The 13,458-nt window shown below is 60.5% G+C and carries 10 protein-coding genes; 4 read left to right on the top strand and 6 right to left on the bottom strand.

Annotation, left to right across the window (positions count from 1 at the left end):
• The 4 genes from AC07XF_RS10000 (at position 1) to lpxC (ending at position 4,433) form a co-directional block, all read left to right on the top strand.
• Positions 1-867, top strand: a complete 867-nt coding sequence (locus AC07XF_RS10000) for a cell division protein FtsQ/DivIB (RefSeq protein WP_495026334.1) — start codon at positions 1-3, stop codon at positions 865-867.
• A gap of 15 nt (positions 868-882) precedes the next feature.
• On the top strand, positions 883-2,142 hold the full coding sequence (ftsA, locus tag AC07XF_RS10005; protein WP_007989901.1) for a cell division protein FtsA: 1,260 nt from the start codon (positions 883-885) through the stop codon (positions 2,140-2,142).
• 73 nt (positions 2,143-2,215) lie between these two features.
• Positions 2,216-3,409: a cell division protein FtsZ gene (gene ftsZ / locus AC07XF_RS10010; RefSeq protein WP_108228495.1), complete on the top strand. Its 1,194-nt coding sequence runs from the start codon at positions 2,216-2,218 to the stop codon at positions 3,407-3,409.
• Between the two features lie 112 nt (positions 3,410-3,521).
• Positions 3,522-4,433, top strand: coding sequence for a UDP-3-O-acyl-N-acetylglucosamine deacetylase (lpxC, locus tag AC07XF_RS10015; RefSeq protein ID WP_007939852.1), 912 nt, complete (start codon positions 3,522-3,524; stop codon positions 4,431-4,433).
• A 172-nt stretch (positions 4,434-4,605) separates the two neighbouring features.
• Here lpxC and AC07XF_RS10020 read toward each other — a convergent pair whose 3' ends face one another.
• The 6 genes from AC07XF_RS10020 to AC07XF_RS10045 form a co-directional block, all read right to left on the bottom strand.
• Positions 4,606-6,108 (bottom strand): sensor domain-containing diguanylate cyclase, encoded by a 1,503-nt coding sequence (locus AC07XF_RS10020; protein ID WP_495026335.1) that lies wholly within the window; start codon positions 6,106-6,108, stop codon positions 4,606-4,608.
• 247 nt (positions 6,109-6,355) lie between these two features.
• Positions 6,356-6,580 (bottom strand): hypothetical protein, encoded by a 225-nt coding sequence (locus AC07XF_RS10025; RefSeq protein WP_495026359.1) that lies wholly within the window; start codon positions 6,578-6,580, stop codon positions 6,356-6,358.
• A gap of 280 nt (positions 6,581-6,860) precedes the next feature.
• Positions 6,861-8,225, bottom strand: a complete 1,365-nt coding sequence (locus AC07XF_RS10030; RefSeq protein ID WP_495026336.1) for a heavy metal sensor histidine kinase — start codon at positions 8,223-8,225, stop codon at positions 6,861-6,863.
• Positions 8,215-8,892 carry a heavy metal response regulator transcription factor gene (locus tag AC07XF_RS10035; protein ID WP_007989910.1) on the bottom strand — a complete coding sequence of 226 codons (678 nt, stop codon included), beginning with the start codon at positions 8,890-8,892 and terminating at the stop codon, positions 8,215-8,217. Before AC07XF_RS10035 ends, AC07XF_RS10030 begins: the two co-directional genes overlap by 11 nt.
• 9 nt (positions 8,893-8,901) lie before the next feature.
• Positions 8,902-12,003, bottom strand: a complete 3,102-nt coding sequence (locus tag AC07XF_RS10040; protein ID WP_495026337.1) for a multidrug efflux RND transporter permease subunit — start codon at positions 12,001-12,003, stop codon at positions 8,902-8,904.
• A complete protein-coding gene (locus AC07XF_RS10045) occupies positions 12,000-13,160 on the bottom strand; it encodes an efflux RND transporter periplasmic adaptor subunit (protein ID WP_495026338.1) in 1,161 nt (386 codons plus the stop codon). Before AC07XF_RS10045 ends, AC07XF_RS10040 begins: the two co-directional genes overlap by 4 nt.
• Between the last annotated feature and the right edge of the window lie 298 nt (positions 13,161-13,458).

A 13,458-nucleotide genomic window follows, 5' to 3' on the forward strand; every position in this document is an offset into this window, starting at 1 on the left:
ATGCAAGGCGCTCAGCTCAGACATCAGCCTCCCGCACCCGGCCGCAAGCCGGTGCCACGGGGTGCCAGCCGAATGGTGGCCAAAGAGCCGATGTCCGCGCGCCTGCCGAAAGCCAACTTCGGTTTTCTCAAAGCGTTGTTCTGGCCGGTGCTGCTGGTGGCCTTGGGGTTCGGTACTTACGAAGGCGCGACACGGTTGTTGCCGTATGCCGACCGGCCGATCACCAAAATCAACGTGCAGGGCGACTTGAGTTACATCAGCCAGCAAGCGGTGCAGCAGCGGATCGCCCCGTACGTGGCGTCGAGCTTCTTCACCATCGACCTGGCAAGCATGCGTACCGAGCTTGAGCAGATGCCATGGATTGCCCACGCCGAAGTGCGCAGGGTTTGGCCGGATCAAGTGGTGATCCGCCTGGAAGAACAATTGCCGGTGGCCCGTTGGGGCGACGAGTCGCTATTGAACAACCAGGGCCAGGCCTTTACCCCGCGCGAGCTGGCGAACTACGAACACTTGCCTCAACTGTTCGGCCCGCAGCGGGCTCAACAGCAAGTGATGCAGCAATACCAGGTGTTGAGCCAAATGCTCAGGCCGCTGGGTTTCTCGATTGCACGCCTGGAATTGCGTGAACGCGGCAGCTGGTTCCTGACCACCGGCCCCGGCAGTGCCGGCCCTGGAATCGAACTGCTGCTGGGACGCGGCAACCTGGTGGAAAAGATGCGCCGCTTCATCGCCATCTATGACAAGACGCTCAAAGAACAGATTACGAACATTGCGCGCATCGATCTGCGCTACGCCAACGGCCTCGCTGTTGGCTGGCGGGAACCTGTAGCGCCCACGGCAGCCCAACCCGCTGTCGCGAAGAATTAAGAAGAGGCAGGACCCATGGCAAACGTGCAAAGCGGCAAAATGATCGTCGGTCTCGATATCGGCACCTCCAAGGTGGTGGCGCTGGTCGGCGAGGTCGCGGACGACGGCACGCTGGAAATCGTCGGGATCGGCACCCATCCGTCCCGTGGCCTGAAAAAAGGCGTGGTGGTGAACATCGAATCCACCGTGCAGTCGATCCAGCGCGCCATCGAAGAAGCGCAGTTGATGGCCGGTTGCCGCATTCACTCGGCATTCGTTGGCGTGGCCGGCAATCACATCCGCAGCCTGAACTCCCACGGCATCGTGGCGATTCGTGATCGCGAAGTCAGCTCTGCGGACCTTGAGCGTGTACTCGACGCCGCCCAGGCCGTGGCGATCCCGGCTGACCAGCGCGTGCTGCACACCCTGCCGCAGGATTACGTGATCGATAACCAGGAAGGCGTCCGCGAGCCGCTGGGCATGTCCGGCGTGCGTCTGGAAGCCAAGGTTCACGTGGTCACCTGTGCCGTCAACGCCGCACAGAACATTGAAAAATGCGTGCGTCGCTGCGGCCTGGAAATCGACGACATCATTCTCGAACAGCTTGCTTCCGCGTATTCGGTACTGACCGATGACGAGAAAGAGCTGGGCGTGTGCCTGGTGGACATCGGTGGCGGTACCACCGACATCGCGATCTTCACCGAAGGCGCGATCCGTCACACCGCCGTGATCCCGATTGCCGGTGACCAGGTGACCAACGACATCGCCATGGCGTTGCGCACCCCGACCCAGTACGCCGAAGAAATCAAGATTCGCTACGCCTGCGCCCTGGCCAAACTGGCTGGTGCCGGTGAAACCATCAAGGTGCCAAGCGTTGGCGACCGTCCACCGCGCGAGCTGTCCCGCCAGGCCCTGGCCGAAGTGGTCGAGCCGCGCTACGACGAACTGTTCACGCTGATCCAGGCCGAACTGCGCCGCAGCGGCTACGAAGACCTGATCCCGGCCGGCATCGTGCTGACCGGCGGTACGTCGAAGATGGAAGGCGCCACCGAACTGGCCGAGGAAATCTTCCACATGCCGGTCCGTCTGGGCGTGCCGCATGGCGTGAAAGGTCTGGATGACGTGGTACGCAACCCGATCTATTCCACTGGCGTCGGCCTGTTGATGTACGGCCTGCAGAAACAGTCCGATGGCATCTCGTTCTCGGGCATCGGCAGCCGCGACAGCTACAGCAACGAAGAGCCACAGGCTCCGCTGCTGGACCGCCTGAAGAAGTGGGTCCAGGGCAATTTCTGAAGATTTACCGCAACACCGTTACACCGAAGCACGCAGTAGGCGAAAAAACTAGAGAATGTAAAGGAGAGGGAAAATGTTCGAACTCGTAGACAACATCCCCGCAAGCCCGGTAATCAAAGTTATCGGTGTCGGCGGTGGCGGCGGCAACGCTGTCAACCACATGGTCAAGAGCAACATCGAAGGCGTCGAATTCATCTGCGCCAACACCGATGCTCAAGCGCTGAAAAACATTGGCGCGCGGACCATCCTGCAACTGGGCACCGGCGTGACCAAGGGCCTGGGCGCTGGCGCCAACCCTGAAGTCGGCCGTCAAGCCGCTCTGGAAGACCGTGAGCGCATTGCCGAAGTCCTGCAGGGCACCAACATGGTGTTCATTACCACTGGCATGGGCGGTGGTACCGGTACCGGTGCTGCGCCGATCATTGCCGAAGTGGCCAAGGAAATGGGCATCCTCACCGTTGCGGTGGTGACCCGTCCGTTCCCGTTCGAAGGCCGCAAGCGTATGCAGATCGCCGACGAAGGCATCCGCATGCTCTCCGAAAGCGTCGACTCGTTGATCACCATTCCCAACGAGAAGCTGCTGACCATCCTCGGTAAAGACGCAAGCCTGCTGTCGGCTTTCGCCAAGGCTGACGATGTACTGGCCGGTGCCGTTCGCGGTATCTCCGACATCATCAAGCGTCCGGGCATGATCAACGTCGACTTCGCCGACGTGCGTACCGTGATGAGCGAAATGGGCATGGCGATGATGGGCACTGGCTGCGCCAGCGGTCCGAACCGTGCACGCGAAGCCACCGAAGCGGCCATTCGCAACCCGTTGCTGGAAGACGTGAACCTGCAAGGCGCTCGCGGCATCCTGGTGAACATTACCGCCGGTCCGGATCTGTCCCTGGGTGAATACTCCGACGTGGGTAGCATCATCGAGGCATTCGCTTCCGAGCATGCGATGGTCAAGGTCGGTACCGTTATCGATCCGGACATGCGCGACGAGCTGCACGTGACTGTCGTCGCTACCGGTCTGGGCGCTAAAATCGAGAAGCCTGTGAAGGTCATCGACAACACCGTCCACACTTCGATGGCTTCGCAGCCACAACAACAGGCCCCTGTTCGTCAGGAAGCTCCAGCGGTGAACTACCGTGACCTGGACCGTCCGACCGTCATGCGCAACCAGGCCCAGGCCGGTGCTGCGACTGCCGCGAAGATGAATCCGCAAGATGACCTGGACTACCTGGACATCCCGGCATTCCTGCGTCGTCAGGCCGATTGATGAAATGTATCAGGGGTATTCGGGTGATTGGTGTTCAGCAAAGGTCTGGTCTGCTATCATCGCCAGCCTTTGTTGATACCAGTTCGCAATTTGCGCTGAAGCGGCCCATGCCATGATTAAACAACGCACCCTGAAGAATATTATCCGTGCCACAGGTGTCGGCCTGCACTCCGGGGAGAAGGTCTACCTGACCCTCAAGCCAGCGCCTGTCGACACCGGCATTGTGTTTTGTCGCGCCGACCTCGATCCCGTGGTGCAGATTCCTGCCCGCGCGGAAAACGTTGGTGAAACCACTATGTCGACCACACTGGTTAACGGTGACGTCAAAGTGGACACGGTAGAGCACTTGCTCTCGGCCATGGCAGGCCTGGGCATCGATAACGCCTACGTCGAGCTCTCCGCGTCCGAAGTCCCGATCATGGATGGTAGCGCCGGACCTTTCGTATTCCTGATTCAATCGGCTGGCCTGGAAGAACAGGACGCCGCCAAGAAGTTCATCCGCATCCTGCGTGAAGTGACAGTGGAAGATGGCGACAAGCGCGCTACTTTCGTCCCTTTCGAAGGGTTCAAAGTGAGCTTCGAGATCGATTTCGATCACCCGGTTTTCCGTGACCGCACACAAAGTGCAAGCGTGGATTTTTCCAGCACTTCGTTCGTAAAAGAAGTCAGCCGCGCCCGTACCTTTGGTTTCATGAGTGACATCGAGTACCTGCGCAAGCACAACCTCGCACTCGGCGGCAGCGTTGAAAACGCTATTGTGGTCGACGCCGATGGCGTACTGAACGAAGACGGCCTTCGCTATGAAGACGAATTCGTGAAGCACAAGATCCTCGATGCAATTGGTGACCTCTACCTGCTGGGCAATAGCCTGATTGGTGAGTTCAAGGGCTTCAAGTCCGGCCACGCACTGAACAACCAGCTGCTGCGCAAGTTGATTGAGCAGACAGATGCCTGGGAAGTCGTGACGTTCGAAGACGCCAGCACTGCACCGATCTCTTACATGCGCCCGGTTGCGGCCGTGTAAGCAAAAAACCTCTCTAGTTTTTTAAAGGCTACCTTCGGGTGGCCTTTTTTTATGTCCTGATTTCTATGGTGGCAGTGAAGGCCCCTTCGCGAGCAAGCCCGCTCCCACAGGGGGGGGCGGGGTCAACTGTGGGAGCGGGCTTGCTCGCGAAGAGGTCGGTTCAGCATAAAATTCAGCTGGCCCACACCACCCGGTTACGCCCCCCTTCCTTGGCCTGATACAGCGCCTTGTCCGCGCTGAACAGCAACTGCTCCAGGTTGATCTCGCTGGCCGCCGTCCAGGTGGCAATACCGATACTCACGCTCATCGGTTGCTCACCGGCGTCGACCAGTGGCAGTTTTTGCACAGCCTCACGAATATGTTCGGCGATCTGCCGCGCGCCTTCACTGCCGGTTTCGGCCAGGATCACTGAAAATTCTTCGCCACCATAGCGAGCCACCAGGTCCGCCGGGCGATGGACGTTGGCGCGGATGACCTCGGCCAATGCCCGTAAGGCTTCGTCACCCGCCTGATGCCCGTGGCGATCATTGAAGGCCTTGAAGTGATCGGCATCGATCATCAGCAATGACAATGGCTTGCCGCTGCGTTGCGCACGAAACCATTCATGGCGCAGAGCCTGATCAAGGGACCGGCGGTTGGCCACGCCGGTCAAGGCATCGGTGGCCGCCAGTTGCGCCAACTCCTGCTCGGCACATTGGCGCAGGCGCAGTTCGCGGCAGAGCAGCCAGGTCAGCCACAACAGGCCGATGCACAAAACTCCGGTAGCACCGCTGATCACGTAGGCCGTGCGGTTCCAGGTGGCGAACACTTCATCGATGGAAAGGGCCACGATGACGGTCAGCGGCAGATTGCCGACCCGGGAAAAGGTGTACAGGCGCCGTTGATGGTCGACGCTCGACACGCTTTCGAAGGTGCCATTGCGCTCCTGTAGCATGCGCACGACATTGGGGCGGCTGGAGAAGCTTTTGCCGATGGAGTTTGGTTCCCGGTACGGCTTCTGTGCCAGGAGGATCCCGTCATTGTTGATGATGCCCAGCGTGCTGCCGGTGCCGATGTCGAGGCTGTTGAACAACTGATCGAAGTAGCTCATGCGCATCGAGGCTACCGCGACCCCCAGAAACTCACCCGTGGGCGAGGAAATGCGCCGGCTGAAACTGATGCGCCATTCGTCGCGGTCATCGCAGTCGCAGCGCGGCTTGAACGGCCGGCTGATAAACATGCCGGTGTCGCGATTGAAGACATGGGCCTGGAAATAGTCGCGGTCAGCGAAGTTGCCCGGTTTCGGTTCGATCAGTGAAGAGTCAGCCAGCACGTCGCCGTGCTTGTCCAGCAACAGGATGTCGCCTTTGTAGCGCGCGGTGGTGGAGCGATCGAACAACACCAGATGGCGGATCTGCGCAGAAACCTGCTTCAGGTCGTCCCGCTGGGCGGCGGCGATCAGGCCCTGCAAGGTCAAGTCATAGAGTTCGACCGTACGCAGGACATCGGCATCGATCAGTTGCGCAATGGTGGTCGCGCTGCGTGTAGCGGTTTGCTGGGCGTAGGCGTGTTCGCGGATCAGCAGAAAAGTGACGATGCACAGGATCGAGATGACAGTCAGGGTGCTGCCGAAGATCACCATGATCTCGGGTCGCCCGGTTTTGCCTGAAAATTGTGGGGTTCGGCTTGCGGTCATAAGACAGACGTCTGCTGGAAGGACCTTGTAAGCGTAGTTCCATAAACGTAACAGCCGAATGATTCGTTCCGGCTGCTCAAACGATTAATCAATGGCGTGGACGTCAGTGACTTTCGTTGCAAAAATTGCAATGAAGGTTGAGTCGCCACTATAAAAAAAGCCGCTGACAGCAGCGGCTTTGAAGACAACTTTTCAAAGGGAAGAGCCGATGAAAAGTGTCGAGGGAAACAGGCGCGACAGGTGCCGATCAGCTGTCTTTCTCGGCCGGTGACTGGGCCTGAGTGCTGGAGGCTTGCGGGGCTTGGGAGTCTTGCGCAGCCTTGGCCGTCATCTCGATCTGATGGTCTTCGAACGCCGCAGCGCGTGCCGCGCCATGCGCAACGAAAGTCTGCGATTCTTCCGCCATCGCCCATGGCGACAGGAACAAAGAGGACAAAACGAAAGCGCTGGCAATACCCATACTGTTGGACATCTTTAAAACCTTCTTGCTTGGCAAGTGCTGTTTGGTGCGGGCAAAGATAAGGATGTGAGGCGAGGGGAAAAAGAGCGAATTGATGAAAGGACTGTTGCGGTTACGGCAATAGTGAGTAGTGCAAAGCGCTTTTTGTGGCGAGGGAGCTTGCTCCCGCTCGGCTGCGCAGCAGTCGTTAACCGGAGAGCACAGTTCTTTCTGAAAGAACGCGTACACAGGTTTCAGGGCCGCTTCGCAGCCCAGCGCGAGCAAGCTCGCTCGCCACAGTAGTTTGTGCGTTTCAGACGGGCAGGTGAATGCCGAAGGTGTTCATCCCATGATCACTGCGCACGAACACATCGCCGCCATGCATCAACGCAATCGCCTTGACGATGGCCAGCCCCAAACCGTGATTGTGGCCACTGTTGCTGCGCGACGCATCGACCCGGTAAAAGCGTTCGAACAACCGTGGCAGGTGTTCGCGGGATATCGGTTCGCCGGGGTTGGCGACGCCGATGCTGACTTGATGCTCCCGGGCTTCGATTCGAACTTGAATCACCTGCCCGGGCCCGGTGTGTTGCACCGCGTTGTTCAGCAGGTTGATCAACGCCCGGCGCAGATGTGCGATCTCGATCCGCACTTGCGCATCACCACTGACCTCAACCCGGACCTGAGCGTCCTCGAGAATGAAATCCAGATACTCCAGGGTCGTGGCCACTTCATCCGCCAGCGATGTGGACATCAGTTTGGTCGCCTTGCTGCCCTGATCGGCACTGGCCAGGAATAGCATGTCGTTGATGATCGAACGCAGTCGCTCAAGCTCTTCGAGGTTCGACTGCAGCACTTCGAAGTAATGCTCGGCGGAGCGTCCGCGGGTCAAGGCGACCTGGGTCTGGCCGATCAGGTTGGTCAGTGGCGAGCGCAGTTCGTGGGCGACGTCGGCATTGAACGATTCAAGGCGTGAGTACGCTTGCTCAACCCGTTCCAGGGTCGAGTTGAACGAGCTGACGAATTGATCGAGTTCCGGCGGCAACGGTGACAATCGCAAGCGCCCCGAGCGCAACGGCGGGGCCAGACGTTGGGCCTCCTGGGACAGTTTGATCAGCGGCTTGAGCCCGATCCGCGCCACCCAATAACCCAGTGCCGAAGCCAGCAACACGCCGACAATTGCCAGGCTGATCAGCGCGATCAACAGTTGATGCTGAGTCTGGAAAAACGTTTCGGTATCGATGGCGATCATGAAGCGCAGCGGTGGACGTTGGTCCTTGGCCGGAAATTCGCTGACCAGCACTTTCAGCGGATACGGGTGATCCGGCAGTTGCATGTCGCGCGTGCCCAGCGGCCCTTGGGCAAAGGCGCGGATCGTCGGTGTCAGGTTGCCGTATTCGTAGTGCGGATCGCCACTGATGATCCAGAAACTGATGCGTTTGTCTTCTTCGCTCAGCAGATTGAGCTTGTTGTTGATCTTCACCCAATGCTCAGGTGTGCCGTAACGGCCGACCGTGGATTCGAGCACACTGTAGCGCGCGTCCAGCTCGGCTTCGGGCAACAGGCCCAGGCCTTTGTCGACCTGCTGGTACAGCGCCCAGCCGATCAGCAGGAACACCAGCAGTGCCACCAGCGTGAACATGCCGCTGAGGCGCAGAGCAATGGAGTTACTGGACACCACGGCTCTCCAGCACATAACCCATGCCGCGAATGGTGTGCAGCAGTTTCTCTTCGAACGGCCCGTCGAGCTTGGCCCGCAGGCGTTTGATCGCGACTTCGACGACGTTGGCGTCGCTGTCGAAATTGATGTCCCAGACCATCTCGGCAATGGCGGTTTTCGACAGGATTTCACCCTGGCGGCGCGCCAATACGCTGAGCAGCGAGAACTCCTTGGCGGTCAGGTCCAGCCGTGCGCCGCCGCGAGTAGCCTTGCGGCTGATCAAATCTATCCACAGGTCGGCGATGCTCACTTGCACCGGTTCATGGCCACCGCTGCGCCGGGTCAGCGCTTGCAGGCGTGCCACCAGTTCAAGAAAGGAAAACGGTTTGCCCAGGTAATCGTCGGCACCGTCACGCAGGCCTTTGATGCGATCTTCCACTCGCTCGCGGGCGGTCAGCATGATCACCGGGGTTTGCTTGCGCGCACGCAAGGCGCGCAATACGCCGAAGCCGTCGAGGCCCGGCAACATCACGTCGAGGACGATCACCGCGTAGTCGCTTTCCAGCGCCAGGTGCAGGCCTTCGACCCCGTCCCGCGCCAGATCCACGGTGTAACCCTGTTCCGTCAGGCCGCGGTGCAGATAATCCGCGGTTTTTTCCTCGTCTTCGATAATCAGAACGCGCATGGCCCCGCCTCAGTCTGTGGTCGCCAGCGCCACAACCGGCGCTGGTTTAGGCCGATGGAACAGCCGCTCAAGCCATAAGTATATGACCGGCGTGGTGAATAGCGTCAGCGCCTGGCTCACCAGCAAACCGCCGACCACCGCGATCCCCAGGGGCTGGCGCAATTCGGCACCAGTGCCGTAGCCGAGCATCAGCGGCAGGGCGCCGAGCAGGGCGGCGAGGGTGGTCATGATGATCGGCCGGAACCGCGTAATGCAGGCCTTGAAGATCGCTTCTTCAGGCGACAGTCCGCCATTGCGCTGTGCTTCGAGGGCGAAGTCGATCATCAGGATGCCGTTTTTCTTGACGATACCGATCAACAGCACCAGCCCGATCAAGGCCATGATTGAAAAGTCCTGGCCGCAAATCCATAGCATGATCACCGCGCCGAGGCCCGCCGAGGGCAAGGTCGAAATGATTGTCAGCGGGTGCACGAAGCTCTCGTAGAGCACGCCGAGAATGATGTACACCGCCACCAGCGCCGCCAGAATCAGCCACGGCTGGCTGGCCAGCGAACTCTGGAACGCCTGGGCCGCGCCCTGGAAATTGCCGGTGATCGCGGTCGGCATGCCGATGTCGGCTTTGGCCTGGTTGAGCATGATCACCGCATCGCCCAACGCCACGCCGGGTGCCAGGTTGAACGACAGGTTGGCGGCCGGGAACATGCCGTCATGGGCGATGGACAGCGGGCCAATGGTCGGTGCATCGAACCTGGCCAGCGCCGACAGCGGCACCATTTCTCCGCTCAGGGGCGAGCGCAGGTAGAAATAGTTGAGGCTTTCGGCCTTGCCGCGCTGCTGGGTGTCCAGCTCCAGGATCACGTTGTACTGGTTGATCTGAGTCTGGAATTCGTTGATCTGGCGCTGGCCGAAGGCATCGTACAGGGCTTCGTCGACGTCGCTGGCGGTCAGGCCGAAACGCGCGGCGGCGCTGCGGTCGATGCTGATGTGGGTGATGCTGCCGCCCAGTTGCAGGTCGTTGGAAATGTCGCGGAACGCCGGGTTGCTCCGCAGTTTTTCCGTGAGGCGCTGGGTCCAGGTACTGAGTGTGCCGCCATCATTGCTCTTGAGTACGTATTGATACTGGGCACGGCTCGGGCCGGAGCTGAGGTTGATGTCCTGGCCGGCGCGCAGGTACAGCACGATGCCCGGGACTTTCATCAGCTGCGGGCGAATCCGGTCGATGAACTCGCTGGCGGACACATCGCGGTCAGCGCGTTTTTTCAGGGCGATCCAGAAGCGACCGTTGGCGATGGTCTGGTTACTGCCCGAGACGCCGACCGAGTGGGAAAACGTCTGGACGGCGGGGTCGGCGGCGACGATTTCGGCCATCGCCAGGTGTTTTTTCACCATGTCGCCGTAGGAAATGTCCGCAGCTGCTTCGGTCGTACCGAGAACGAAACCGGTGTCCTGAATCGGGAAGAAGCCCTTGGGGATAAAGATGTAACCGGCGATGGCCAGTCCGAGGGACAGGCCGAACACACCGATCATCAGCTTCTGGTGGGCGAGGGCGTGGCGCAGGCCTTTTTCATAGAGCGCCAGCAGGCGTTCGCCGAAGCCCGGTTTGGCGTGAGCGTGATGCACCGGCGCACGCATGAACAGCGCAGCGAGGGTCGGCGCCAACGTCAGGGACACCACCACCGAAATCATGATGGTCGAGGTGGCGGTCAGGGCGAACTCCTTGAACAAACGCCCGACCACGCCGCCCATAAACAGCAGCGGAATGAACGCGGCCACCAGCGAAAAGCTGATCGACACCACGGTGAAACCGATCTCGCCGGCACCCTTGATCGCCGCCTCGCGCATGCCGTCGCCGGCTTCGAGATGGCGATGGATGTTCTCCACCACCACAATCGCATCGTCGACCACAAAGCCCACGGCCACCACGATCGCCACCAGGGTCAGGTTGTTCAGGCTGAAGCCCATGACGTACATCAGGGCGAAACTGGCGATCAGCGACACGCCGAGTACTGCCGAGACAATCAGGGTCGCCGACAACTGGCGCAGGAACAGTGCCATCACCGCCACCACCAGCATGATCGCGATCAGCAGGGTGATTTCCACTTCATGCAGCGAGGCACGAATGGTCTGGGTGCGGTCGATCAGCGTCTTGACCTGCACCGAGGCCGGCAGCATGGCTTCCAGTCCCGGCAGGGCGGCCTGGATGCGGTCCACGGTCTCGACGATGTTGGCGCCTGGCTGGCGGAAAATTACCAGGTTCACCCCCGGTTGCGTGCCCGCCCAGGCCTGTACGTAGGCATCTTCCGAGCCGTTGACGACTTTGGCCACATCCTTGAGGTGGACCGGTGCACCGTTCTTGTAGGAAACAATCAACTGACTGTAATCCTCGGGGTGAAACAACTGATCGTTGGTGGACAGGGTTGAAATGCTCGATTCCCCGTACAACGCACCTTTGGCCAGGTTGAGGCTGGTTTGCTGGATCGCCAGGCGGATATCGGCGAGGGTCAGGCCGATGGCCGCGAGTTTGTCCGCCGAGACCTGGACACGGATCGCCGGACGTTGCTGACCGGTGATGGCGACCTGGCCTACGCCGTCGATCTGGCTGATCTGACGCGACAGCAGGGTTTCCGTCAGGTCGCTGAGTTCCGGGCCGGGCATGAGCGACGAGTTGACGCTGAGGATCAGCACCGGACTGTCAGCCGGGTTGACCTTGCGCCAGGTCGGCAGGTTCGGCATGTCCTTGGGCAGCTTGCCGGCGGCGGTGTTGATCGCGGCCTGCACTTCCTGGGCGGCGGTGTCGATGCTCTTGTCGAGGGTGAATTGCAGGGTCAGGTTGGTCGAACCGAGGGCGCTGCTCGACGTCATCTGGGTCACTCCGGGGATGGCGCTGAACTGCACTTCCAGGGGCGTGGCCACCGACGAGGCCATGGTTTCCGGGCTGGCACCAGGCAGTTGCGCCGCCACCTGGATGGTCGGGAATTCCGCCTCGGGCAAAGGCGCCACCGGCAGGCGCGGAAAGGCGATGGCGCCCAGCAGTACCAGGGCAAACGTCAACAGGACGGTCGCCACCGGGTGGTCGATGCACCAGGCGGATATCGAACCGTGGCCCTTCATTGCGCGGCCTCCGATTGCACCACTTGCGACGGCTCGGTCAGCACCTGCACCGTCGAACCCGGTTTGAGCCGCGACTGACCATCGCTGACCAGCACATCACCCGGATTCACGCCTTTGATGATGTTCTGGCCGCTGCCTTGATAGACCATCTGCACCTGCACGGCTTCGACCTTGTCGCCGTTGACCCGGTACACGAAGTGCTGGTCGAGGCCGCGTTGTACGACTGTCGGCGGCACCACCAGCGCATCTTTGTCCAGAGCGGTCTGAATCTTTACCGTCACCAGCAGGCCCGGCCAGAGCTTCTGCCCCGGATTGTCGAACTCGGCCTTGGCGCGGATGGTGCCGGTGTTGGCATTGATCTGGTTGTCGATCAGGGTCAGGTGGCCTTCGCCTAGCAGGTTGCCGGTTTCGCCGTCGGTGTCGGCACCGATGTAGGCCTTGACCTGGGCGTGCTGTGAGTCGTTGATCAGGCCTTGCAGGGTCGGCAGCATTTGCTGCGGCAGGGAGAACTCCACCGAAATGGGGTCGATCTGAGTCACGGTGAACAGACCCTGGGCGTCGCTCATGCGCAGGAAGTTGCCTTCGTCCACGGTGCGAATACCGACACGGCCGCTGACCGGGGAGCGAATTTGTGTGTAGGAAAGCTGTACCTCTGCAGAGTCAATCGAGGCCTGGTTGCCTTGGGCGGTGGCCTTGAGCTGGTTGACCAGCGCTTGTTGCTGATCGTAGGTCTGCTTGGACACGCCGTCGTCGACACTGAGCAGTTTGTAGCGCTTGAGGTTGACCAGCGCCACTTGCAGTTGCGCCTGGCTTTCGCCCAGTTGTGCCCGGGCCTGGTCGAGGCTGGCACGGATCGACCGGTCGTCGATGGTGGCCAAAAGGTCACCTTTTTTCACCAGTTGGCCTTCCTTGACCAGCAGTTTGGTGAGGATGCCGTCGATTTGCGGGCGGACCACGACGCTGTGCAGGGACAGCACCGAGCCGATGCCGCTGACATAGCGGGGCACGTCTTTTTCGGCGACGGCGACCACGCGCACGGGGATGGCGGTGGGGGTGGCGAGTTTGGCCTTGGCCGGTTTGGCGGCATACCACAGGCCCAGCGCTGCCAGGACGATCAGAAGGGCGACGAGCAGGGCGGATTTGGTCTGGATTCGCATGCGAGTGGGGCGCCGGGGCTGGGTGGTCGGTAGGTGGGTAAGGTAGTTTCCTTTATAAACCTGTTTGCTGGTCAGGAGGGTGACGGCTAACTGACGGCGCTGTCAGTTTGGGGGACTTGGCGGCCTTTCAGCCGACCAGGTTCTTGGTTGACCGAGTACATATCCGTTGCTGCGGTAACGGCGGCTTATGGTTCCGCCCTTACGGCGGGTCACTTGGAAAAGCCTGTAGGAGCGAGCTTGCTCGCGATGGAGGTCAACGATGATGCGGGGAGCCTGACACCCCGCGGTGCTCTCAGGT

Source organism: Pseudomonas sp. GW821-FHT01C01 (assembly GCF_059422645.1).

Coding starts and splice junctions, on each gene's coding strand:
- AC07XF_RS10035 (WP_007989910.1), bottom strand. CDS start 8,892: ATGCGCGTTCTGATTATCGAAGACGAGGAAAAAACCGCGGATTATCTG.
- AC07XF_RS10040 (WP_495026337.1), bottom strand. CDS start 12,003: ATGAAGGGCCACGGTTCGATATCCGCCTGGTGCATCGACCACCCGGTG.
- AC07XF_RS10020 (WP_495026335.1), bottom strand. CDS start 6,108: ATGACCGCAAGCCGAACCCCACAATTTTCAGGCAAAACCGGGCGACCC.
- AC07XF_RS10000 (WP_495026334.1), top strand. CDS start 1: ATGCAAGGCGCTCAGCTCAGACATCAGCCTCCCGCACCCGGCCGCAAG.
- AC07XF_RS10045 (WP_495026338.1), bottom strand. CDS start 13,160: ATGCGAATCCAGACCAAATCCGCCCTGCTCGTCGCCCTTCTGATCGTC.
- ftsA (WP_007989901.1), top strand. CDS start 883: ATGGCAAACGTGCAAAGCGGCAAAATGATCGTCGGTCTCGATATCGGC.
- ftsZ (WP_108228495.1), top strand. CDS start 2,216: ATGTTCGAACTCGTAGACAACATCCCCGCAAGCCCGGTAATCAAAGTT.
- lpxC (WP_007939852.1), top strand. CDS start 3,522: ATGATTAAACAACGCACCCTGAAGAATATTATCCGTGCCACAGGTGTC.
- AC07XF_RS10025 (WP_495026359.1), bottom strand. CDS start 6,580: ATGTCCAACAGTATGGGTATTGCCAGCGCTTTCGTTTTGTCCTCTTTG.